Annotated in this window: 19 protein-coding genes, 1 tRNA gene and 2 pseudogenes; 8 read left to right on the forward strand and 14 right to left on the reverse strand. The window is 62.8% G+C overall.

Translation table 11 applies throughout. From position 1 onward, the window contains the following. Positions 1 to 12: 12 nt before the first annotated feature. The 3 genes from ACNJYB_RS33630 to ACNJYB_RS33640 form a co-directional block, all read right to left on the reverse strand. A complete protein-coding gene (locus ACNJYB_RS33630; protein ID WP_439370863.1) occupies positions 13 to 1,734 on the reverse strand; it encodes an AMP-binding protein in 1,722 nt (573 codons plus the stop codon). Between the two features lie 150 nt (positions 1,735 to 1,884). Next, complete coding sequence (locus ACNJYB_RS33635) at positions 1,885 to 2,556, reverse strand: aspartate/glutamate racemase family protein (RefSeq protein WP_439375707.1); 672 nt, start codon at positions 2,554 to 2,556, stop codon at positions 1,885 to 1,887. A 374-nt stretch (positions 2,557 to 2,930) separates the two neighbouring features. Further along, the gene (locus ACNJYB_RS33640) at positions 2,931 to 3,530 is read right to left on the reverse strand and encodes a TetR/AcrR family transcriptional regulator (protein WP_439370864.1); all 600 of its coding nucleotides are present in this window, start codon (positions 3,528 to 3,530) and stop codon (positions 2,931 to 2,933) included. Positions 3,531 to 3,685: 155 nt separating this feature from the next. Here ACNJYB_RS33640 and ACNJYB_RS33645 point away from each other — a divergent pair, with 155 nt between their 5' ends. Continuing rightward, positions 3,686 to 4,063, forward strand: coding sequence for a tautomerase family protein (locus ACNJYB_RS33645; RefSeq protein ID WP_439370865.1), 378 nt, complete (start codon positions 3,686 to 3,688; stop codon positions 4,061 to 4,063). A 72-nt stretch (positions 4,064 to 4,135) separates the two neighbouring features. Here the strand turns inward: ACNJYB_RS33645 and ACNJYB_RS33650 are convergent, their stop codons facing one another. The 3 genes from ACNJYB_RS33650 to ACNJYB_RS33660 form a co-directional block, all read right to left on the reverse strand. Further along, complete coding sequence (locus tag ACNJYB_RS33650) at positions 4,136 to 5,005, reverse strand: urea carboxylase-associated family protein (RefSeq protein WP_439370867.1); 870 nt, start codon at positions 5,003 to 5,005, stop codon at positions 4,136 to 4,138. Positions 5,006 to 5,081: 76 nt separating this feature from the next. After that, a complete protein-coding gene (locus tag ACNJYB_RS33655) occupies positions 5,082 to 6,011 on the reverse strand; it encodes a CobW family GTP-binding protein (protein WP_439370868.1) in 930 nt (309 codons plus the stop codon). 3 nt (positions 6,012 to 6,014) lie between these two features. Continuing rightward, the gene (locus ACNJYB_RS33660) at positions 6,015 to 7,505 is read right to left on the reverse strand and encodes an amidohydrolase family protein (protein WP_439370869.1); all 1,491 of its coding nucleotides are present in this window, start codon (positions 7,503 to 7,505) and stop codon (positions 6,015 to 6,017) included. 505 nt (positions 7,506 to 8,010) lie between these two features. On the opposite strand from ACNJYB_RS33660, the gene ACNJYB_RS33665 reads away from it, so the two are divergent. Continuing rightward, a complete protein-coding gene (locus tag ACNJYB_RS33665; RefSeq protein ID WP_439370871.1) occupies positions 8,011 to 8,553 on the forward strand; it encodes an SEC-C metal-binding domain-containing protein in 543 nt (180 codons plus the stop codon). A gap of 46 nt (positions 8,554 to 8,599) precedes the next feature. Here ACNJYB_RS33665 and ACNJYB_RS33670 read toward each other — a convergent pair whose 3' ends face one another. Next, the gene (locus ACNJYB_RS33670) at positions 8,600 to 9,868 is read right to left on the reverse strand and encodes an IS256 family transposase (protein WP_439370872.1); all 1,269 of its coding nucleotides are present in this window, start codon (positions 9,866 to 9,868) and stop codon (positions 8,600 to 8,602) included. Between the two features lie 563 nt (positions 9,869 to 10,431). On the opposite strand from ACNJYB_RS33670, the pseudogene ACNJYB_RS33675 reads away from it, so the two are divergent. From ACNJYB_RS33675 to ACNJYB_RS33685, 3 genes and pseudogenes are all read left to right on the forward strand, one after another. Further along, positions 10,432 to 11,210 (forward strand): annotated as a pseudogene (locus ACNJYB_RS33675) (alpha/beta hydrolase). Between the two features lie 194 nt (positions 11,211 to 11,404). After that, positions 11,405 to 11,875: an aminoacyl-tRNA deacylase gene (locus ACNJYB_RS33680; protein WP_439370874.1), complete on the forward strand. Its 471-nt coding sequence runs from the start codon at positions 11,405 to 11,407 to the stop codon at positions 11,873 to 11,875. Between the two features lie 169 nt (positions 11,876 to 12,044). Further along, entirely contained in the window at positions 12,045 to 12,464 is a 420-nt protein-coding gene (locus ACNJYB_RS33685) for a CBS domain-containing protein (protein WP_439370876.1), read from the forward strand. Positions 12,465 to 12,786: 322 nt separating this feature from the next. On the opposite strand, the gene ACNJYB_RS33690 is transcribed toward ACNJYB_RS33685, so the two are convergent. The 6 genes and pseudogenes from ACNJYB_RS33690 to ACNJYB_RS33715 all read right to left on the reverse strand — a co-directional run bounded on the left by ACNJYB_RS33690 (position 12,787) and on the right by ACNJYB_RS33715 (position 18,796). Further along, the gene (locus tag ACNJYB_RS33690; RefSeq protein ID WP_439370877.1) at positions 12,787 to 13,752 is read right to left on the reverse strand and encodes an ATP-grasp domain-containing protein; all 966 of its coding nucleotides are present in this window, start codon (positions 13,750 to 13,752) and stop codon (positions 12,787 to 12,789) included. A 62-nt stretch (positions 13,753 to 13,814) separates the two neighbouring features. Continuing rightward, positions 13,815 to 14,066 carry a hypothetical protein gene (locus ACNJYB_RS33695; protein WP_439370878.1) on the reverse strand — a complete coding sequence of 84 codons (252 nt, stop codon included), beginning with the start codon at positions 14,064 to 14,066 and terminating at the stop codon, positions 13,815 to 13,817. A 524-nt stretch (positions 14,067 to 14,590) separates the two neighbouring features. Beyond that, positions 14,591 to 15,543: pseudogene (locus ACNJYB_RS33700) on the reverse strand (IS630 family transposase). A gap of 413 nt (positions 15,544 to 15,956) precedes the next feature. Next, positions 15,957 to 17,138: an IS91 family transposase gene (locus ACNJYB_RS33705; RefSeq protein WP_439375460.1), complete on the reverse strand. Its 1,182-nt coding sequence runs from the start codon at positions 17,136 to 17,138 to the stop codon at positions 15,957 to 15,959. Positions 17,139 to 17,144: 6 nt separating this feature from the next. Continuing rightward, a complete protein-coding gene (locus ACNJYB_RS33710) occupies positions 17,145 to 18,005 on the reverse strand; it encodes a tyrosine-type recombinase/integrase (protein ID WP_439368084.1) in 861 nt (286 codons plus the stop codon). Positions 18,006 to 18,727: 722 nt separating this feature from the next. Next, positions 18,728 to 18,796: transfer RNA gene (locus tag ACNJYB_RS33715), tRNA-Glu, on the reverse strand. 113 nt (positions 18,797 to 18,909) lie between these two features. Between ACNJYB_RS33715 and ACNJYB_RS33720 the strand changes: the two genes are divergently transcribed. Beyond that, positions 18,910 to 20,265: a tyrosine-type recombinase/integrase gene (locus ACNJYB_RS33720; protein WP_439370879.1), complete on the forward strand. Its 1,356-nt coding sequence runs from the start codon at positions 18,910 to 18,912 to the stop codon at positions 20,263 to 20,265. Between the two features lie 72 nt (positions 20,266 to 20,337). Here the strand turns inward: ACNJYB_RS33720 and ACNJYB_RS33725 are convergent, their stop codons facing one another. Further along, the gene (locus tag ACNJYB_RS33725) at positions 20,338 to 20,718 is read right to left on the reverse strand and encodes a hypothetical protein (protein WP_439370880.1); all 381 of its coding nucleotides are present in this window, start codon (positions 20,716 to 20,718) and stop codon (positions 20,338 to 20,340) included. A gap of 503 nt (positions 20,719 to 21,221) precedes the next feature. On the opposite strand from ACNJYB_RS33725, the gene ACNJYB_RS33730 reads away from it, so the two are divergent. Further along, positions 21,222 to 21,401 (forward strand): dsDNA nuclease domain-containing protein, encoded by a 180-nt coding sequence (locus ACNJYB_RS33730; protein ID WP_439370882.1) that lies wholly within the window; start codon positions 21,222 to 21,224, stop codon positions 21,399 to 21,401. 56 nt (positions 21,402 to 21,457) lie between these two features. Beyond that, a protein-coding gene (locus tag ACNJYB_RS33735; protein ID WP_439368046.1) for an IS3 family transposase occupies positions 21,458 to 22,635 on the forward strand; the annotation gives its coding sequence in 2 pieces (ribosomal slippage) (positions 21,458 to 21,755 and positions 21,755 to 22,635; 1,179 coding nt in all). Positions 22,636 to 23,180 lie beyond the last annotated feature (545 nt).

The following is a 23,180-nucleotide window of genomic DNA, read 5'->3' on the forward strand; positions in this document are numbered from 1 at the left end:
CGTCTCTCTCATTCAGACAGCAGCAGGAAGATTTGGATCGAGGTCCTGCTTCCTCACCTTGCCCGTCGCCGTCAGCGGCAGGGCTTCGATGATACGCACTTCCGGGACCTTGTAGACGGCCATGCGCTCGGCACACCAGGCGCGCAGGTCCTCCGCGGAGATGGTGCCGACCGCCTCCGGCTTGAGCTGGATATAGGCGACCGGCACCTGCCCTTTGTCAGGATCGTCGCGCCCGACGACGCCGGAGCCCAGCACCTTCGGATGCTGGCCGAGCAGCGCCTCGATCTCCGGCGGGAACACGCTCATGCCCTTGACCTTCAGCATCTCCTTGCGGCGGCCGAGGAAATGCAGAAAGCCGTCCCTGTCGATGGTGCCAATGTCGCCGGTGCGCAGCCAACCATCGATCAGTGATTCCGCGGTCGCCTCCGGCTTGTTCCAGTAGCTCTTGAGCAGCGACGGCGTGCGCACGCGGATCTCGCCTTCCGCGCCCAGCGGCAACAGCGCGCCGGTCTCGAAATCGGTGATCTTGAACTCGGCGCCGGGGACCGGCAGGCCGACGAAGATCGGCTGGTTGTTGAGATCGAAATCGTCGTCCTGGAAGCCTGACGTGAAGGTGTTGGAGGTGTGGGTCTCCGTCATGCCCCAGGCCGCCTCCATCAGGATCGTGCCGGTGAGGTCCTTCCAACGCTTGCGATAGTCGGCGTTGAGCTTCTTGACGAAAGAGACGACGCGCACTTGTTTCAACGACGTCAGGTCGAATTCGCGCCAGCGCGGATGATCCATCAGCTCGACCGCGCCATCGACGGGCATCGCCGTGATCGTGACCCTGTATTTCTCGATGGCGGCCATGGCGCCGACGGCGTCCCAACGCGCCAGCAGGACCAGCGTCGCGCCGGAGAACAGCGGGAAGATCAGGCCGAAGTTTTCGCCCGCAATCCAGAATTCGGGAAAGAACGACAGGAATACGCTGCTCTCGTCCGACAGCACCGAGATGCCGTAATTGGCGGCGGCCGTGTAGACCATGTCGCGATGGGTGTGGACGCAGCCTTTGGGCATCCCGGTGGTGCCGCCGGTGTAGTTGAGCGCCGCAACGTCATCGAAGCCGGGCGGCGGCAGCGGCCTCGGCGCCTGCTGTGCCGCGAGCGCCGGCAACAGGTCGGTCGCGCCCGGGATCGCGATGCGCGGCGCGCGGATGGAGTCCGGCGTCGGGAATGCCGGCGCAGCCGGCACCACATCGGCAAAGCTGGTGACGATGATCTCGCGCAGATTTACCTCTGCCCTCACCTGCTCGACGACGGGAATGAGCTGGTCCAGCGCCACGATCACTTCGGCCTGGGTGTCGTTGAGCTCGTAGGACAATTCGAAGGCGCGCGACAGCGGGCTGACGGGGACGTGGACCGCGCCGAGCTTCAAGATGCCGAAGAAGACGACGTGGAATTGCGGGCAGTTCGGCAGGAAGACGGCGACGCGATCGCCCTTGCGCACGCCCTTCGCTTGCAGCAGCGCCGCAACGCGATCGCTCTGCTGATCCAGATCGGCATAGGTCGTGACGTGCCCGTAGAAGATCACGGCCGGGCGATCGGGACTGCGCTTCGCCCAGGCGCGCAGATATTCCGTCAGGGGAACTTCGCCGTGCAGATAGGTCGGCGAGCGCGGCATGCCCTTGGGCCAGGCCTTGTCCCACAGGCCGCGCAAGGTGGCGAGGTAGTCCTTCTCGTCGAGGCCTGCACTCATGGCGTCTTTCCCACATCTCTTTCTTCTTTTCACGACGCCACGCAACGTGGCGTCGCCCGACCTCGTTACAGGTCGAGCACGGCAGAGTTCATGTCAAGGAAAACAGTTTTCCGCGGCACGGCCGATGCCGCGACGCGGAAAAACCAGACGTTACGCCGTGACGAGACGAATGATCCGCCGCACGGCGGACGGGATCGTTGCGATGACAGGCACGGCGAACATCGGCTGAAGCTCGCGGGCCGCCTCGCCCAGCGGCCCGCCGCCGATGATCACAGCTTCAGCCCCGTCCTGCGCGATGCAGGCCTCGACCGCGCCGGCGAGCGCCGCCCGCAGCCGCGCTGGATCGCGCATCAGCACCTCGGGATCGCCGTCGGCAAAGCACGTGCCAGTGTAGCGCGATCGTAATCCCAGCATGTCCGGCAATGCGTCGATCTTTGCTTGGAGCAGCGGCGTCGTGGTCGCCACGCCGAAGCGGCGGCCATTCTCAGCGGCCTCCAGCATCGCGGATTCGCCGATGCCCGCGGCAGGCAGCTTCATCGCCGCCCTGATCCCGGCGAGACCGGGATCGCCGAATGCGGAGACGATGATGCCGTCGCACGCACGGCTGTTGGCACGCGCGATCTCCTCGACTTCCGACGCGGCCGCCTCCAACGCATCCGCCGAGACGATCATCGCGGGCGCACGCGTTGCCGTGGCACCGACGATATCGAAAGCATCGGCGGCAGCGGACCTTGCGATCGCCACCATCATCGTGGTGGTCGCCTCGTTGCTGTTCGGATTGATCAGGAGGATCCGCGCGCGCCGATCGGAGTTTTGGCCCATCATCCCGCTATACTAGGCCGCGCGCACGCCCGCAACGAAGGCGCTGACCTCGTCCAGGAGCGATTGCAGCTTCTGCGTCCCAGCGCCCTGCTTGTTGACGACGTCGACGAAACCCACGAACAGTCTTGGCCTGACGATCGGCGATCATCTGCGCGCGCAAGGTTGCAAGCGCGATCGGCGCCAGCACGACCATGCCGAGCAGGCTGATGCCGACAATGAGGACCAGCTTGAAACTGATGCGGGAGAAAACCCTCGGGGCTCGCAAGAATTGGAAGGCTGATATGGAACTTGCATCGGTCGTCGGCCAGTTCGTCGGCGACGAGAACGAGATTGCGACGACGCGGGCAGTCAACGCGCTTGCGGTCTGCTGAGACCTAACCTCCTTTCTTGTCGAGCACGAGATCGATCGTGTGCGCGGCTATCTTGCGCAGTTGGGCTTCGTCGCCGTAGGCGCGTTCGAGCACGGCAAGGCCGCGCGTCACCGTGACGATGTGCAGCGCGGCGGCTGCGGGATTGCCGTTGAACTCGCCACGCCTCGCGCCCGCCGACAACGTGTCCTGAACCAGCGCGGTGATCCGGGAGACGAGGCTCGCAAAGGCCTGGCGCGCCTCTTCATCCAACCCCTCGCCTTCCGCCGCGCCGAGCTCCATCAGGCCGCGCGTGGTCGGACATCCCCGCGGCGGCGAGCCGGAACGGAAATTGGTGATCGTCAGGTCGAAGAAGGCGGCGAGGCGTTTGCGCAAGGACCCCGTCCCCAGCGCCTTTTGCAAGGCGAGCAGATAGTCGGCCGCGTAGCGCTCATAGGCGTGAAGGAACAGCGCTTCCTTGCTGCCGAAAGCATTGTAGAGGCTGCCGCGCTGCACGCCGGCGTCGCGCGCGATGTCAGACAGCGAGGTGCCGCGGACGCCCTTGCGCCAGAACTGGTCGAACGCGATGCGCAGGACGTCGTCGTGGTCGAACTCGCGCGGCCTCAAGCTCTGCTCCTCAAAATATTTGACACGACGTCAAAAACATGGTTTCTCGACATCGTGTCAAAAACAAAGTGGGATTGATATCCCGTTTCGTCAATGAGCCGGCGGCGGCGCGGATGATGCCTGGCCGAGCGGGCCCGCATGCAGAGGAACGTACGATGCCTCTCCTCCACATCTCGATGCGCGCCGGAAAGCCGGAGACCTACCGCCGGGCGATTCTCGACGGACTCTACCGCGCGATGCGCGAGGCGCTGAACGTGCCTGATGGCGACGAATTCATGACCATCAGCGAGCTTTCGCCCGCCAACTTCCGCTGCGGCAATGCCTATGGCGTCAGCCGCAGCGAGGATGCCGTGCTGATCCAGATCACCGTGTTCGCCTCGCGCACGCCCGAGCAGAAGAAGGCGCTGTATCGGCGGATCGCCGAGCTGCTCGGCGAAAGCCCGGGCATCCGGCCCGAGGACGTGTTCGTGAACGTGCTCGACGCGCCCAAGGAGAACTGGTCGGTCGGAAACGGCATCGCGCAATTCGCGTGAACTTGCCGGGCCGACGGGGACTGCGCATGCCTGCGAGGTGATCGTGAAGGCAGAGGCGCTGCGCACTGAAATTCAACTTCCCGCGTGCGCCCCGTGGTGACGGTGATAAGCGCTCGGCGCGGACCAGGTCCAGCCCTTCAGGGCCGTTCGATCCGGCTCGAAGATTTCGATCTTGAGCGGATGGCATGCCGCGGCATCGCTGGAATGGGTTGCGCTGCAGTCTCCACCGGGACAGGCCGACAACGCGCCGAGCAGGTCGATCTCCGCGAAGAGCTCGATGAAGTCGCCGGGGCGGACAGGGCTTGCCTTCATGAAATAGTGGTGCGTGTCCTTGGTGAAGCCGGTGCACATGAAGACGTTGAGCACGTCGTGGACATGATGCTCCACTGCGGCCGGATCCGCCTTCAATTCGGTCGCGAGGGCGCGGGACAGGTTGGAGTGGCAGCAAAAATCGTAAGCCGTGCCGTTCAGCAGGAGATTTGTATAGGGATCGCAGCGCGTGCCGATCACATCGTGAATGCCGGCGCCGTCCGCATCGAAGCCGTACCAGCCAAGCGTATCGTGACTGATGGTCGCCATCGGTCGAAGATAGGGCAAATTGCTCCAGAGCCGGTCGCCAATGCCGACATGCGTGCCATGGAGCGCCCGCGTCTTGCCGCTGAAGAAGCGCTCGGAGAGATCGTCCGCGTTCCAGAGATTGAGGTCGCCGACCTGAGGGCCTTCGATGCTGACGATGCGGAAGAACTGGCCGCGCGCCACGCGAAAGGCACGGGCATCGCGTGGCGGCACGATGAGCTCGTGCGTCTTGACCGCCGCACGGCGGGCTGCTTCGAGCGTGGCCATATCCGGCCCGGGCATCGTCCCGGCCGGATAGACGATGGCCGGCTTGGCGGCGCGGCGCGCGGCGGCATCAGCGGGGGCGGGTGGGATATTTGGAGGCATTGGCAGGTCTCGGATCGACGCGACAAGAGGAGAGGCGGTGGCTGACGGCGGAAGCGGTTGACCCTACCGCCTCGCCTCAACCGCCGGCAACGCACGCTTCCATGATCCCGTCGAGTTCGGCCTGCGAAAGCACGCCGAGCTCGGCGATGAAGACGATGCGTACCCGCGGCACGCCTGCCCGCGGCGCCTCGCCCGGCGCGAGCGTGGCGCGGCCGCCGGCGAACTGGAAAACCATCAAGCGTCCGGGCTGCTCGACGGTCTCGAACAGGCCTTTTGCGCGCGCGAGCCTGGGTGCGAGCCGGTTGATGGCCCGCTGCAAACGCGGCAGCGAGATCGGCTGATCGGAGGTCCAGCTCAGCGTCTCGAAGCGTTCCTCGGCCGGCCGTTTCGGTCCCGGCTCGCGCGGGGCTGGCGCGCGATCGACGGCCGCGGGGAACAATAGCGCAGACGGAATCTCGCCGTGGTTCGCCTCGACCACCACGCCGGGGACGCGCAGCGCGCGGATGGCTTCGCGCATGCGCGCAGCTGCGCCCTCGTCCGCCAGATCGAGCTTGCTGAGCGCCACGATGTCGGCGACGCGCAACTGCGAGCGCAGCAGCGCGTCATCGAGAGCTGACGGCGGAGTCCCCGCGTCGAGCACACAGAGCACCGTTTCCAGCGGCGCCTCGCGCAGGATCACCGGGTCCATCAGGTTGCGCACGATGTCGGCGGGATCGGCGACGCCGCTGGTCTCGATGACGATGTACTCGGGCCTGGGATCGCGCCGCAGCAGGGTCGAAAGCGTGCGGAGCAGATCGCCCTCGAGCGAGCAGCAGATGCAGCCATTGGCGAGGCTGACCACGCCGTCGCTCGCGCCTGCGATCAGCTCCGCATCGATGTTGATGGCGCCGAAATCGTTGACCACGGCGGCGATCCGTCGCCCATCCGCATGGGCGAGCAGATGGTTCACCACCGTGGTCTTGCCGGCCCCGAGAAAGCCCGTCACCAGGACAACCGGGACCGGCATGGCTCAGCTCTCGACGACGGGGCGGCGCACGGGTTTTCCGGGCCGCGCGGTTACATCCAGCACACCGTCGCTGATCAGCGGCTGACCGCTGACGATCAGATGCCGTACTCCTTCCGACGGGCGGTTCATCGCCGTGAAGGTTGCACGGTCCGAGAGCTTTTCGTAATCGAACACGACGATGTCCGCATCAGCGTCCTTGGCAAGCCGGCCCTTGGCGCGCATCGCGGGCGTGCTCTGCGACAAAATCTCCGCCGGGATCAGCGCGCATTTGCGCACGCCTTCCAGCAGCGACACGGCTTTGCGCTCGCGCACCCACTCACGAATGAATTTTGTGAAGCAGCCGGCCGAGCGCGGGTGCGAGGTGGCGTCGTCAGGCAGCGGCCAGGCATCGCCGGTGTAGGTCTTGCCATCCGAGGTCGTCCACGGCATCGCATCGGAGGCAATGGCGCCGCCGGGATACAGCACCGACATGTCGAGCAGGTCGCGGTGATGTGCATTGTGCTCGGTGTCCAGGATGTGCCAGAGCACCAGCGAGGACGGCTCTTCGGCCTGCGCCTTCAATAGCTCCTCGCGGTCGTGGAAGCGGTAGCCGTCGGTCACGCGCTGCACGGAATCGTAACCGGTGCCGTTGCGCTCGACGAATTGGGGATCGCTGAAGAAGGCGGCGGCCAGCACGGTCGAGCCGGTGCCGTAGGGATAGGCCTCGACCGTGATCGGCAGACCCTGCGCCTGCGCCTTCTCGACCAGCACGCGGCAGCGCGCGATGTCGGTCTTGCTCGACGAGTTGAAATGGCAGATGTGCATGTGCGCGCCGGTGGCACCGGCATAGCCGATCAGGCGGATATACGCTTCCACGGCACTTTCGGGATCGATGCGCGACATGAAGGCGACGTGCGTGAAGGTCGGCACGCCCTGCTTCGCGGCGAGCTGGCACACTGCGGTCAGCTCCTGCACGCCGGCGCCCGGCGCATAGGCATTGAGGATGCCGATGCCGATGCCGCCTTCGTTGAGACCGCGGGTGAGGCGCTCGAGGATGCCTGATACCTCCGCATCGGTCGCGACATTGTCCATCCAGCGGCGGTCGCGCATGGCGTTGCCGAACGCCTCCAGCGAGCTCTCGGCATTGGAGCCCGTCATCGCGCCGATACGGGCAAAGGCCCAGTTGGTGGCAGCGCCGTAGTTCAGCACGCGGCCCTTCCGCGCCTGGCTCTCATACCAGGACCCGACCGGCAGCACGCCGGCCTCGAGATCAAGCGTCGTCGTGACGCCGTCGAACGCCTGCATGCGGTCGGCCGGGATCGACTGGCCATGGGCGTGCAGGTCGATGAAGCCGGGCGCGACCACCAGGCCGGCGGCGTCGATCACCCGCTCGGCGCCGCCGAGACCCGTGCCGACGGCCACGATCTCGCCGTCCACCACCGCCACATCGCCAATGGCATCCATCCCGCTCGCGGGATCCACCACCCGGCCGCCGCTGATCACCAAACCGCTCATCTCGTCACTCCGAAAAGCCATTGCCAACACCTCCGAAGGCCCGGCAACAGCTCCGGAGGCACGTCGGCGCGCATAGTGCAGATTCTGGGGAGAACGACCACCACCACCGATGCCGATGCTGCATGCTTGCACGTGAGACCGATGAACGCAGGGCGTGTATCGGGACCGGAGCGCAACAACGCCGCTGCGTCAATTCGCCAATCGGCGTACGCCCGCATCCTCGCGGCATATTTGGCCCGAGCTGTGTTTCGATTCATACCCTTTCGAAAAGGGGGTCGCAGGGAAGACCGGGCGCCAGCTGGCACCCATAAGAGCCCTGCGCTGAAGCCTTTACCGCCGTCATGGTGGTTCACAAGATGAACCGGGTGGCCGGCTATTATGGCCTTGCGCCGCCGGCAATCATCCCCGCGTCTCTGCCGCTGTCCATACGGACCGGCCAGCCGCCCGCCCAACCAAGCTGCTTTTTGTCTTGTGACCCAATCAAATTCTGTCGCGGATGCTCGCCATGGTAAATTCGCACAAGGTAGGACGAAACGACCCCTGCCCCTGCGGCAGTGGCAAGAAGTTCAAGAAGTGCTGTCTCTACTCGCAAAGGCTGGATGAGCCGTCATCCGGTTTCCCCCAAATTATGCGGACACCGGACGTTGCCCGATCGGCGCTTCAGGACGAAGAAGCGACCCTGGCGTATGATCCATTGATAGAGCCAGACCCGGATCTGTGGGTTGCGCTGGACGAGGAGGAACGGATCGATCTCGTGATGGCGTACCATCGGCGCGCCGGAATCCGCCCTCCGCGGGAGAAAGTGCACGCTGTCTTTCATGCGATCGTCGAGAGCCAAATTGCCGATCCCAAGCTGCCGGTGCGAAGCAAGGCGCAGCGACTGATGTCCGAAGGACTCGATCGTCACGAAGCCATCCATGCGATCGGCTCGGTGCTTGCGGGACACGTGAACGAGCTGATGCGCGAGATCAAATCAGTGATGACAGCGTCGATGCGAAGCCCAATCAGGACCCTAATGAGGCTTATTTGGCCGAGCTGGAACTACTGACGGCGGATGAATGGCGAGCTATGCAGGATTTTGGGTGACGAGGCGATCAGGCGGCGTGGTTTGCCGGCATGTGGATGACCTCGATGCCGTCGTTGAATCTGACACCTGCGATGAGCTTCGGCAACTGATTTGTGCCTTTGAGCCGCCGCCACTTTTTTGATGCGGCGATAACCAGCTTGAACACCATCAGCCTGGCGGTCGTTGAGGACAGCGATCCTTTCGTTCGCACGGTTCTGTGTCGCACGGTCGCGAACACGCTTTCGATGGGGTTGGTCGTGCGCAAGTGATCCCAATGCTCGGCAGGAAAGTCGTAGAAGGCCAGCAGCGCGTCGCGGTCCTTTGCGAGGCATTCGACCGCCCGGCCGTACTTGGTGCGGTATTTCTCGGCGAAGACGTCGATCGCCACTTCGGCGGCCGCCCGGTTTGGCGCCCAATAGACTTCGCGCAGGTCCTTCTTCATGTTGGCCTGCACCGAGAGCGGGACCTTGTCCAGGACGTTGACGGTCTTGTGCACCCAGCAGCGCTGGTGCCGCGTGCCGGGAAACACCTCGTCAAGCGCCTTCCAGAAGCCGAGCGCGCCGTCACCAACGGCAATTTCCGGGGCGATTTGCAACCCGCGTTGCTTCACGTCGATCAGGAGCTCACGCCAGCTCTGCGCGCTCTCCCGGACACCGACCTGAAAGCCGATCAACTCCTTCTTGCCTTCCGGCGTCGCGCCGATCAGCACCAGCATGCACTCGCCGTGGTCTTCCATGCGTGCCTGCAGGAAGACGCCATCGGCCCACACATACACGTACCGCCGCGCCGAGAGATCGCGCTTCTGCCAACGCTCATACTCGCCCTGCCATTCGGCCGTCAGCCGGGAAATCACCGCCGGCGACAGGTTCGGCGCGTCCTTACCCAGCAGGGCCGTCAGCGCCTCCTGGAAATCGCCCGTCGAGATGCCACGCAGGTACAACACCGGCAACAGCGCATCCAGGCTCCTGGTCCGCCGCGCCCATAGTGGCAGAATCGCCGAGCTGAAGCGGATCCGCTCGCCATCGCCGGCTGCACCGCGGTCCCGGATCTTCGCCCGTGCGACCTCGACCGGTCCGATGCCGGTCGCAATCGTTCGAGCCGGGCCGTAACCATGCCGCACGACACGGGCGCGCCCGTCGGCAAGCTTCAAATCTTTCACCGTGGCAAGAAACGTCTCGACTTCGATCTCCACGGCCTGCGCCAGAAGCTGCCGAGCACCAGCTCGCAAAATATTGGTCAGTGGATCGTCGATCTCGTCGGGCTGACGAAGGGCAACAATATTGCTAGTCTCGTTCATGGCGTATCGCTCTCCTTGAGAGGTTCTGGCAGGCTCGACACCCGCCTCGATACGCCGCCTATCCCATTCCGTCATCACCCAGCTTCACGCATAGCTCATGAATGGCGTCGGTCGGGCTGAGCAGATGAGCCACACAGAGGCATTGCGCGTTCGGTGCGCACTACATTCCGTTGAAAATCATCTACTGATCTGGCGCTTTTTTCGGACGCGACGATCAGGAACCGACCGCGAAACTGCTGCGCCGTCTTCTCGCCCCCATTGTCATTCAGTGAGACAGGCGGGGCGGCTTACGGTGGGCTAGTTCCCTGGGGTTCCGTGTGATCGTCCAACGTCTTCTGCAAAGCGACTCCCGTCATTCCATTTCGCGCCGCGCGCTCCTCGGCGGACTTGTGTCGGCAGGAAGTGCCCTCGCGCTCGGCGGATGCGCTGGCCTCGCTGCGACCGGCGCGCGCTTCGACGCGTCGTCACTCTCCGCTGACCCCACGCTGCTTGTCACCACCACGCGCAAGCCCGTCAGCGGCGGCCGCACCAAACCCTGGTTTGGGCCGGAGCGGGCGACGAGCATGACGGTCGCGCGGGCCAGGCTTGTGGCTCCGGACGAGAGCCGTCTTTCTCTCGCTTCGGTTGGCCTCGGCGATTGGCGTCTTGATCGGATCGAATCGGTGTCGGCCGACGCTGGCGATCTCGCCGCGCAGGCCGGCGGAGGGGACGTGCTGATCTACGTGCACGGCTTCAAGCAGACATTCGAGACGGCGGTGCTGGATGCCGCTCATCTCTCCGACGGGATCAAGTTCCGCGGCCGGACCATGGCATTCTCCTGGCCTTCCAAGGCAGGACTGTTCGACTATGCTATGACCGCGACAGCGCGATGTGGTCCCGCGACGATTTCGAGCGCGTGCTCTCTGCGCTCGTGTCGGCGCCAGGCGGCGGCCGCGTGCACATCGTTGCGCACAGCATGGGAACCATGCTGACCCTCGAAAGCCTGCGTCAGCTCTATGCGCGATACGGCGACACGGTCACGAGCAGGATCGGTGCGGTCGTGTTTGCCGCACCCGATATCGACATGGACGTGTTCTCGTCAGCCATCCAGCGCATCGGCCCGCTCGCCGGCAAGATTACCGTGATCGCCGCGACGAACGATCGGGCCCTTGCGCTGTCGGGACAAATCGCAGGTGGAATGACCAGGGTCGGCGCCGCGGAGAAGGCCGCCATCGCGCAGCTCGGTGTACGCGTGCTCGATGCCTCCCAGGAAGGCTGGGGCATCATCAACCACGATCTGTTTCTGTCGAATGCGGAGGTGCAACGGGTGATCCGCCGTTCGATCGAAGGCACGACGGCGTGACAGAGCGCCGGCGCAGAGCCAGGCGAAGCCTGCTTCTGCGCACGCTCGCTGCGGCTTCGAAGGGAAATGAATTGCAGCTTGCGGGTGGAAGACTTATGCTGGGTCTCTAGTCAGGCAGCCGCCCATCGTATGGCGAGAGTCTGCAGGGTCGACCTCACGGTGGATGGTTTCCATTCAGCATCGGAGGTGATGCCATGGCCATTGCTCCCACGCTCCAGAAATACCTCGCCGCAGAGAACATCCAGTACGAGGTGATCCCGCACGAACTCAGCATGACGTCGGCTCGAACGGCGCAGGCATGCCACATCTCGGGCGACCGCCTCGCCAAGGGTATCGTATTGCGGCGCGACGGCGGATACATGCTGGCCGTCCTGCCCGCATCGCATCACCTCCGCCTGTCGGACCTGAGGACAAGCCTCGGCGACAATGTCCACATGGCCGATGAAACCGAGATCAATCGGCTGTTCCGCGACTGCGCACATGGTGCAGTTCCCGCCGTCGGCAAATGCTACGGATTGGACATCATCGTCGACGACAGCATCGAGGCACAGCCGGACATCTACATGGAAGCCGGCGATCATGAAACGCTGCTTCATATGGGTCGCGCGCAGTTTGCGCGCCTGACGGCCAATGCACGGCACGGGCGCTTCAGCGCGCATGACTGAGGATTTTGTACACAGCCCATTGCCCTTACGATATTGGGCGGGAACTCTGGCCGCGAGGTCACCGTCATTCTGCCCAGGATGGCGAGAGTGTCTGCGCTCGTTGGAGTTCTGAAGATGGGGTGCCGCTGCGTTGCATCTACGCACTTGAAACCACGAACGGAGGCTCGCCATGAAAGTCAAAGACGTGATGCACAAGGGTGTCGACTGGGTCAGCCCCGACACCCCGATCACCGAGCTTGCCAAGCTGATGCGGGCGCATGACATCGGCTGCATTCCGATTGGCGAGGATGACAAGCTGGTCGGAATGGTGACCGACCGCGATATCGTCTGCAAAGGACTCGCGAGCCACAGCTTCGATGCCCGCCGCGCGACGGCGCGCGACGTGATGACCGAGGGCATCCATTGCTGCCGCGAGGACGATGACCTCGCCAAGGCGATGCAGCACATGGAGAAGCTGCAGGTCCGCAGGCTGCCGGTAATCAACAAGAGCAAGCGGATGGTCGGCATCATCAGCCTGGGTGACATCGGCCATTCCGCGTCGGGCGATATGCTCACCGAGACCGTCAGGAGCGTTTCGGCGCATCACTGAACTCGCGGCCAGGGATAGGGTCAGGACGTAGGGCCAAGGCTCCTCTCGCGATCGCCGCTCGAACAGGCGTCGAGGGGAGCCCGGCCATGCGCTCGTCATGCCACCATCGCGCGGCGCAGAGGCAACGGCGCTCTGTGGCTCATTTTGCGCCGGAGTGAATGCAAGTTGCGCCGGAGCGAATGCAAGGCGGTTCACTCGATCACGTCATCAGCGGTGACGCTGCGGCGCGCAACCTACCACGATCTGTTTTCAGACGACGGGGCTACCCGCTCGGTGGCGGATCACTCAGGCGGTCTCCGTCGTATGGGTACGTCGTACGAGCCTAACGCTGCCGAGACCTCACATCTTGCTTCGCCTGGTCGACAAGGAAGGCGGCGAAGATATCGGCGAGAGGCAGGTCGCACAGGGCCTCCACGAAGAGAAACTGACCTTGCGGGTTGACCTCGAGGAACACGGGCTCATCGTCATCGGTCAACTTCACGTCGAAGATCCCCATGACCAAACCGAGCTCGTGGAGGGTGTCGCGCAACCGTTGTCCGAGGTGCCTCTCGAGCGGGTAAGGACTGAAGGGCACATTGAGATCAAACCGCCAGTCGAGTGCCTCGGCCTCGATGAGCGCACCATCGCAGCGCTCGCCAAGGACGGAGATGCGCAGGTGGCGCGTGCCTGGGATGCACTCCTGGTAGATCGAGGCCGTCAGGGCCAGGGCTTCCTCGTTGTCGAGCAGCTCCTGGCTGACGACTGCTGTCGACGCCAGTTCGACGCCACGCGGCGTCGCGACGGGCTTGATGATCGCCCCCGGATGCGCCGCACAAAAGCGGCGAATGTGCACTGGATCTTGACTGACGAGCGTGGCTGGGATCCGGAGACCGGCGCGCTTTGCGGCATGTAGCTGCACCAGCTTGTTCTCCGCCAAGCGGGTGGCAAGAGGATGACTGACCCAGTGCCCTTGAAAGGCGTTCAGGAGTATGCCCTCGAGGACTCTCTCAGTGCCACGAAAGATAGGCAGCTCATAGGCAGCGTCAGTGTGCTCGGGCAGCAACTGTTTCACGGTCGTGCGCCGGTACCACAGCGTGTTCAGCGTCCTGACGTCGACGGTCTGCCCATCCATGGTCGGGAGAAGGGCTGGTGCGTCACTGTCCGACGACCACTCCAGGCGCCCGCGGAGTACAAGCTCGTCGCTTGGGATCAGGCAGCACCAGACTCCATGCTGCTCTCCGATCTTCTTCTTGATCAGATGGCCATGTGGATCGTCACCGTACGTTATGATCCCAATCCGTGGTTCCATGGTGGCTCTTCTCCTATGGAAGTCGTCCCCGGCTTTCCGGACTGGTCCAGAAAGCCGGATCGTTAGGCTGCGCAGTCGTCAGCCTGCATGACATCCGCCCATCCGGCCGAACCCGAAAAGGTCGTGTGACCACCGGAACCGTCAGGCCCATCGATTGTCAGTCGTGATCCGGTTGCGTGGCGGACCTGGCTCAGTCCTCCGGCTACCTCGAGGAGGTGGCTCTCGAAGAGTTCGAGCCGTTCGGGCTTCTGGGCGTCAAACTTAACGCCGTCTAGTTGCTTCTGAAAGAATACTGCTGGAATGACTTTGGGCATCACTATTCTCCATGGTTGGTACTCAGGCAGGCATTTTTGCTAGCCTGTCGCGAGAATAGGCCACCGTTTCAGTTTCACCGTGATGCGCATCACGCGCCAACGGCCGCGGCACAGCATCACAAGCCGGAACGGGCGGGTTTGCGTATCGGGACAGCGTCTTCTCACACCGAAGACAGCGTTCTCCAACTCTCCTTCAGGCCCCGTCACCCGGGGCGGGGTTCTGTTTTTGTCGGGTCCGTGGGCGTGCCCGCTACCCCACCTCTAGTCTCCGGACTTCGCGGCTTTCTGCCGCGCTTTTCGCCCGTTCCAGACATTCACTCCTGAACAAGGGGACATCCGGAAGATTACTTCCGATAACATCTTTTCTCGGAAGCTATCAGCCACTAGCTAAACCGGCCAATGAGTAGCGGATTTCTATCAACGCTTGGCGGACTATCGTTTTCGTTCTGATGGCGTTGATCCCGGACTTCGACCGGGACCAGACTGGGTCTCCCCCACGATAGGACGAGAAACTCTAGAGCGTTTCACATTTTGATTGAAGCATAACCGGCGCTGGCGAAGTAGTTGGCGCATTCGCGAGGCTGGATGTCTTGGACGAGGTGACCGATATGGCGCCAAGTCTCCTCGATTGAGCGCTTCTGAGCTTGCCGCATCCAGTGTTTGATCTTGGAGAAGGCCTGTTCGATTGGGTTGAGGTCGGGCGAGTATGGCGGCAGGTACCAGAGTCTGGCGCCAGCAGCCTTGATCATTTGCCTGACGGCTTTCGACTTATGGCTTCCGAGATTGTCGAGAATGACGATGTCGCCTTCACGCAGGGTTGGCAGGAGAATGTGCTTTACGTTGACAACCACGGAAGCATTCACCGTTGATCGGGCCATCGAAGACGCAGGGTGCCGTGAGTTGGTCATGGCGGAGCGCGCCGAGGAATGTGAGGGTACGCCAGTGACCGTGCGGAGCGAAGCCGCGCAGGCGCGCCCCTTTGGGTCCCCAGCCTCGCAAAGGGGCCATGTTGGTCTTGATCCAGGTCTCATCGATGAAGACGAGCCGGCCCGGATCGAGCCCGGCCTGCCAGGCTCGCCAACGCAAGCGCCTACGAGAGACGTCGGCGCGAGCCTGTTCGAGGGCGAACAGTGTTTTTTTTGAACCGCAGCCCTTCCCGGCGCAGGAACAGCCAGACCGCATTGTGTGAGACCTTGACCCCACGGGCTGCCAGTTCCGCCTTCAGACCATGCAGCGTCAGGTGCGGCGTCTGAGTGATCCGCTCGACGATGAAGGCGCGGTGCGGATCAAGCACAGGCTTGCGGTGACCACCCATCTTGCCAGGCGCTACCGAGCCGGTCGTTCGATAACGCTGTGACCACTTCACAACTGACGAGACAGCAACGCCAAACCGTTCCGCCACAGATCGGCAGCTCTCACCTTTGGCAACAGCGGATACCGCACGCTTACGCAAATCGTTGGAAATTGGTCGGACCATCGGATGCTGGCCTCCAGCCCAGCCAGCATCTTGAATCATATTCGTCCCAGACCCGGAATCTTGAGGGTTCTGTGAGGTCGCGTGGCAGGCGCGAGCCGCGCGCTCTGTGGTGCGTGCGACCTCATAGAAGCCGGATTGAACGAAGCTGCGGAGTTGTGGGCGCTATGGGAATAGTGCAGCGGGTGCGGCTGCGGGGAACGCTCGCCTGTGGTCGCCGCGCGTCCGCGAGTCATTCATCGGATGTGAGGGGCCCGATTGATCGGGCCAAGGGCGCGATCCAGCGAGCGATTTGCAGCGCTGGGATGCGCTACCGAACGATTGGCGGGGTGTTCGGTGACGAGCGCGGCCACGGCGACTTCGGACGTTGCCACCAAGAAGGTGATTACGGAAGGGGTGGATGGTACAGACGCTGGTCATGACGTATCACAATGAAACGGCTGGTCGCGCGCGCAGGCTCGCGGGACGATATCGACGCGCCGCATGGTGCCGCCACAATGCGGGCAGACGGGGATCTCGCATTTGGTGAGGGGATCGGCGCCGGCTTCTTGATCAGTCGGAGCGTTGCGGACAGCAAGGAGTTGACGGCAGAAAGCGATTTTATCGTTGCGTCCGCCATTGGCGAGGAAACCATAGTGGCGGATGCGGTGGAAGCTGTCCGGCAGGGTGTGCAGGAGAAAGCGACGAATGAACTCATCGGCCTTAAGCGTCATCACTTTGGTTTTACGATTCTGCCGATAGTCCTTCCAGGCAAAGCTCACCTTGCCGTCGGCAAGCGAGATCAGCCTACTGTTGGCGATGGCGACGCGATGCGTATAGCGGCCGAGATAAGCCAGCACCTGTTCGGGCCCACCGAATGGCGGCTTGGCATAGACGACCCAGTCGGTCCATCGAAGTTGAGCGAGGCGCTCGGCGAATGCGGCGGGATCGGCGAGACGGGCGAGATCGCCAAAGAAGCCCAACTGGCCAGCCGCGAAGGCAGCTTGCAGCTCTTGCAGAAACAGGCGGCGGAACAGCCTGGAGAGGACGCGCACCGGCAGGAAGAAGCCGGGCCGGCAAGCGACCCAGTGTGTGCCGTCGAGTGAAGGTCCACCACCAGGCACGACGCAGTGGATATGCGGATGGTGTTGCAGGGTTTGACCCCAAGTATGGAGGACGGCGGTCAGACCGAGCTGAGCGCCGAGATGCTTGGGGTCGGCCGCGATGGTGGTGAGCGTCTCGGCCGCGCAGCGGAACAGAATGGCATAGACCACCGCCTTGTTCTGGAAAGCAATCTCTCTGGCCGGCGCCGGCAAGGTGAAGACGACGTGGAAGTATGGCACGGGAAGGAGTTCGGATTGTCGCTCGGCAAGCCATTGCGCGCGCGCCGAGCCTTGGCACTTCGGGCAATGCCGATTGCGACAGGAGTTGTAGGCGATCCGGGTGGCACCGCAGTCGTCGCATTGCTCGATGTGGCCGCCAAGCACAGCCGTCCGGCATGCCGTGATCGCGCCCATGACGCGCCGCTCGACGCGGCCCAGATGTCCGGCACGAGCTTGCCGAAACGCTTCGCCGTGGCGGCGGAAGATATCCGCCACTTCCAGAACTGGAGTCATCAGGTCCGCTCAGCCGGGCGGCACGACCTCCAGGCGGAGCCGGTCAAGCGGACTTGGCGTATTGCTGATGGTCTTTGTGGCGACTTGGGTATAGCGCGCCGTGCTCTGCAGACTGGCATGGCCGAGCAGCACCTGGATGATGCGCACGTCGGCCCCGTTCTCCAGGAGATGGGTCGCGAATGTGTGCCGCAGCGTATGCACTGTCACCGACTTGCTCAAGCCGGCCGCCGTACAGGCTGAACGGCAGGCGGCGTGCAGCACGTTAGGGACGAGCGGACGCTCGTCGTCGCGGCCGGGAAATAGCCATCGTTTGGGCCGAGTGAGCCGCCAATACGTCCGCAGAATCCTCAAAAGCTGCGGCGAGAGCATAACGTAACGGTCCTTGCCGCCCTTGCCGTGCTCGACCCGGATCAACATCCGCTGGCTATCAATGTCGACAACCTTCAAGAGGACCACTTCCGATACGCGCAAGCCTGCGGCATAGACGGTGGTCAGCGCGGTACGGCTCTTGAGGCTTGGGATTGCTTCCAGGAAGCGCACGACCTCGTCGGCGCTCAGCACCACCGGCAGTTTGCGCGGTTTACGCGCATAGGCGATGCGCTCCGGAACGGTGTCATGACCCAGCGTCACACCGTAGAAAAACCGCAGTGCGCAGACGATCTGGTTCAGCGCCGGCCAGGACATCCCCGTCGCAACCAGATGAACCTGGAAAGCACGGATATCCTCCAGGTCGAGGCGGTCAGGAGAACGACCGAAATATCGGCTCAACTTCGCTACGGCGTTGAGGTAGGATTGCTGCGTCGCCGGTGACAGATTGCGGACCGTCATGTCCTCGATCATGCGGCGGCGAAGTGGGCTGATCTCAGCCATCGGAAAACCTCCTGTCTAAAGGGTTGGGCTTCGAAAACCCGCAATCCTCTCAGACAGGAGGCAATCCTTGCTATGCCTCCCTACATGCCGCGCCAGCGGCTTCGTTCAATCCCCTCCGATTCAATAAATCCGTGAACCGCTCTAGCGGCCCCAAACTGCTTCGCCACTGCCGTTGCCCCCGCTATCCACAGCCCCGTGCGTGCAGCAGGTTGACAATCGAATTGATTCGGCACGTCGGCAATGTAGCCTCGCGTCTTGGGAATGCGCGTATGAGTGGGGGAAGTCCATGGACAGCATCGAGCGAGCCTTTGTCCTCGTCGCATTGACCGGCTTTGACGTCATGGTCGCCGGGATTACTTGCCTTCTTCTAATCTCTTGAAACGGCGCAGCCCGCCAGCCTGAACCGGCCGGCCTCCCCGTGCTGCATCAGTTCAGATTGCCAGAGGCGGCATGAGTTGGCAGTTGGCCTGCAAACGCTTCCGAGGCAACCAGGTCCGCTCGCATCACGTAATAGCGACTGTGTCTGGCCGCGCCACGGTTCTGGGGATTGCGAATTGCGAATGAAGCGGCGTGGGCGAGCCATCGCTCGCGAGGAAGCTGAGCCTTCTGAGCAGCGGGGTGCGTACCGCAGCGCCTTGTGCCCTCAAAAAAGTCTATACACGGTCGCTCCGTGGTCGGTGGACCATTACCCGTTGCGCGCGGCAGATCAGTTATTGATTTTCTGGCGCTCCCTAGGGGAATCGAACCCCTGTTTCAGCCTTGAGAGGGCGGTGCGCGGAAACTACCGCAAACCACGTCACTTGAAAAACCACCGACTGATCATACCTTTAGTAACAGCGACAAACTGTGGCGAACTGCCACGCAAGCCGCGATGTTTGGTTCATGTTTGGTCGCGGAGGGGTTCATGGCCGGCACGGTCAAGTACGCTCGATTGGAAAGTCCGAGTGCTCGCGAAAGGCTGAAACGCCGGCGACAGCCGCATTGGCAGGCCCTGGAAGAGGGCAAGGTGCATCTTGGCTGGCAATGCTGGAAAGGCGATCTTGCCGGGCGCTGGGTGTTGCGCCGCTACATCGGCAAGCACAAGAGCGGCCAGGACGAGAACGGCAGAGACAAGCTGGTCGCCAAGTACCGGATGTTGACGCTCGGCCTGGCCGATGATGCCAATGGCGCGCCGTCGGACGGCGTCAAGGTGCTGAACTACGAGCAGGCCAAGGACAAAGCCCTGGCCATGGTCGCCAGCCCCAAAGACAGCAAAATTCAGCGCATCACCGTGCGGCAGGCCATGGACCGCTACATCGAGTTCAAACGCTCGGAAGGTAAGTCGGTGGCCGATGTCCAGTCGCGCGGCACCGCCCACATTCTGCCGCCGCTCGGCGACCTCACGGTTAGTGAGCTAACAGCTGAGACGTTACGGCGTTGGCTCGCCACGATGGCAGCCTCCCCGGCTCAGATGCGACCGAAGAAGGGCAAGGTGCAATATCGACCCGAGCCTGACGGTGATGAAGCAATACGCCGACGACGCGCCACCGCGAACCGTGTGCTGACCATGCTGAAGGCGATCCTCAATCACGCCTACGACGAGGGCCACGTCACTCACCGGGACGCTTGGGGTCGGAAGCTGAAACCGTTCCCCGGCGTCGACGCCGCACGGATCCGATACCTGAGCATTGCCGAGGCCCAAAGATTCCTGCACAGCTGTGATCCTGAGTTTCGGTCTTTGGCGCGGGCGGCGCTGGAGACCGGCGCGCGCTACAGCGAGCTCGCCCGCTTGGAAGTCGTAGACTTCAACCCGGACAGCAGCACCATTGCCATCCGCAAGAGCAAGACCCACAAGGCGAGGCATATCCACCTAACCGAGGAAGGCGCCGCCTTTTTCACGGCCCATTGCGCCGGTCGCTCGGGGCCTGAGCTGATGTTCGACCACGCCGCGCAGCCGAGGCAACCGCAAGCAGACCGCAGTAGCGGCGTCAGCGCGCCATGGAAGGCGGCGGAACAGGCGCGGCCGATGCGGCAGGCGAATGAGCGGGCAAAGCTGCACCCGCCGATCAGCTTTCACGGGCTGCGCCATACCTGGGCGTCGCATGCTGTGATGAACGGCGTGCCATTGATCGTGGTGGCGCAAAATCTCGGCCACAAGGACACCCGCATGGTCGAGAAACACTATGGTCACCTGGCCCCTAGCTTTATCGCAGACGCTATCCGTGCTGGTGCGCCGAAATTTGGCATTGAGCCGGACGCCAAGGTAACGGTTCTCCGATAATAGCGGGCACATCAACCGCTATAGCAGCGGGTCTACGCACCCTTTTGGCGCCCGCCAAAGGTTGTCTGTGGCCTAGCGCTGCGCAGGAGGCAACTTCTCCCCTTGTGGGAAGCTTATTACCGGGAAGCCCGATACGCGCTCGCGATGCTTCGACACAAGGCCCTCAAGGCCCATGTTGCAGGCCGCGCGGAATAGCTCGGGCCCCATCTCGCCCTGCTCGAACGGCCCGGCGTGGATGCCCTCGGGGTAACGCACCAGAAGCTGTGCGAGGTTCTGCTTGCGGAGAAACAGCGGCAGCTTGCGATAGTCGTCACCTTCGCCCGCGAGCATGTCGAAGGCATAGAGCTGCACCTGATCATCGTACTTGCGCGACTGCAGGTCATCGAAATTAGAGATGCCATCGTCCTCGATCACGTCCGGCAGCGTGCCGAAGATGTCGAAACGATTTCTCATCCGCTCCGACAACTTGGCATAGACCTTCTCGTCACTGTTGGCTCAAGAGCGCCGTGATAGAGAAGGTTCAGCATGTCGACGCGGTCGCGACGCTGCCCTACGGCCTTTTTCTTCTTGTGCCGCTCGAGTTGACCCTAGCGGCCCCCATACGTCCCACACGACGGCAGCGTTTTGCTTCCAGTGATGCTCGGAGGACGCGATTGACGGAAGACCCTTCCATGCGTTGCAAGCCACCGCAAGCTCAATCGCGAGTGTCCCCCCATTTCACCTAAAGACGCTACTCTCAGAAACCTATCCCCTTGAACTAGCATAACTTTAGACAGTGAATAGTCGCGCTGCTGAATCCGACCCACGCGACTGCAATAACCCGCCAGCCGCCTTTGCTGCAGTTGCGAACAATGGTGCCGGTTGAAAACGCGCCCGCGAGGATCAGTTAGGCATTTCAAGTTGTGGGCACCCGGCTATTCTAGTGACATGGCTGCGGAGTGAGGGGCTGGGTTAAATTGGAGACGTTGCCGTCGATTTTCGACCTGGTTCCGCTCGAACACGGGGGGCCGATCGCGCGTGCCGGTTTTCTCTATCAAGACCATGTCGCTGCGAAATATTGCATCGAGATGCTGCTGGACCCGGCGCTCGAACAAGTCTGGTGCGAAACGCTCGACGACATCACGCTGATACGTTGAACCTCCTCCGAATTGATGGACACCCGTAGTAGGCTCGAAGAGCCAGGAGGTGTCGGATGGAAGGACGTCAACGTCGCTCGTTTACCGATGACTACAAGCGGCAAGCGGTTGATCTCGTAGCGTCTAGCGGTCGCTCGATCGGCTCGGTTGCCAAGGAACTTGGCTTGCGTGATTCCGTGCTACGGCGGTGGGTGGAGCAGCGAGGGGCCCGGCTGGAGCCGACGGCGGCGGCGCGGCGCCCCGCAACGCAGGCGACGCTGCCGTCGGCGGACCACGCGGCGGAGATCGCTCGTCTGCAGCGCGAGAACGACCGGCTGCGCATGGAGCGCGATATTTTAAAAAAGTCCATTGCGATCTTTGCTGGAGTTCAGAAATGAGATTTCGCTTCATCGAAGATCGCCGCGCCGACTATCCAGTGACGATCATGTGCGACGTGCTTGGCGTCTCGCCTGCTGGATATTACGCCTGGCGAGCGCGCCCTGAGAGCCAGCAGGCCATTGCCAACCGTGAGCTCGTCGACGACATCAAGCGGGTTCATCGCGACACAAACGGCCGCTACGGCAGCCCGCGCATCCATGCCGAGCTGAGAGCCCAAGGCCGTGGAGCGAGCCGTGGTCGCATCGAGCGGTTGATGCGTCGTCACGGTATCAGAGCCATCATGGCGAGGCCGCGACGGGTGCGCACCACCGACAGCCGTCACGATTTCCCGATCGCGGCGAACTTGCTCGAGCGCAACTTCGTCGCCGCCGCGCCGAACCGCATCTGGCTCGCCGACATCACCTATGTCCAGACTGATCAGGGCTGGCTCTATCTGGCCACGGTCATGGACCTCTACAGCCGCAAGATCGTCGGCTGGGCGATGGCGGATCATTTGCGCGCCGAGCTGCCTCTGGCGGCGTTGCGGATGGCAATCGCGGCGCAGCGGCCAAATGCCGGCCTGATCCACCATTCCGATCGCGGCGTTCAATATGCCTCGGCGGATTATCGCAAGCTGATGCAAGCCACCGGCCTCAGAGCCTCGATGAGCCGCAAGGGCGACTGCTATGACAATGCCCCGATGGAGAGCTTCTTTCACACGCTCAAGACGGAGCTCGTTCACCACCGGCACTATGAAACGCGGGCAGAAGCCACACGGGATCTCTTTGCCTATATCGAGGGCTTCTACAATCGAGTTCGCCGTCACTCCGCCATCGGCTTTATCAGCCCGATCGAGATGGAGCTAAAAGCAGCTTAACCCTGTCCATTTTTTCGGTGGAGGATCACGTCGCGTAGATGGGGCGCCCCTCATTGAATTTGTTCAGGTAAAGGCGGCAGACCTCTCGCAGATGTGGACCATCGCCCTTATCTGCGACGGGAAACTGCAGTCGATAGTGGCCCGGTCCCTCGCTCACCATAGGTGCGCGGAGCCTTGCAGATTCCGCGTTGTCAGCCGCACTGGTGTGCATGCCGACCTTAAGGTCCTCACGTTCGACGCAATCGCAGACGAACGCTGCATCGGCAATCCGTCGACTTGCGCACTACACCGCGATGTTGGCATCCGGCTCGATGGCGTTCATTCACCGGCGGGGTGGTCGCCATCCAATTGGCTTGCGCATACGTCCTGGGAAGACGCGGGATCAGAGCAAGCCGTACGGGACGCGAATCTTCTCTCTCTGGAGAAATGGTTAGAAGCGATAGGTGAGCCCCTTTTTAGCGATCAAAGAAGCGACCTTTACAATCAGATTCTAGCGCGGATCGTGCATATATCTGCGCTTCCGCCAGCGAAGCGCGAACAGAGGA

The sequence above is a fragment of the Bradyrhizobium sp. SMVTL-02 genome (assembly GCF_051853005.1).
GTDB lineage: Bacteria > Pseudomonadota > Alphaproteobacteria > Rhizobiales > Xanthobacteraceae > Bradyrhizobium.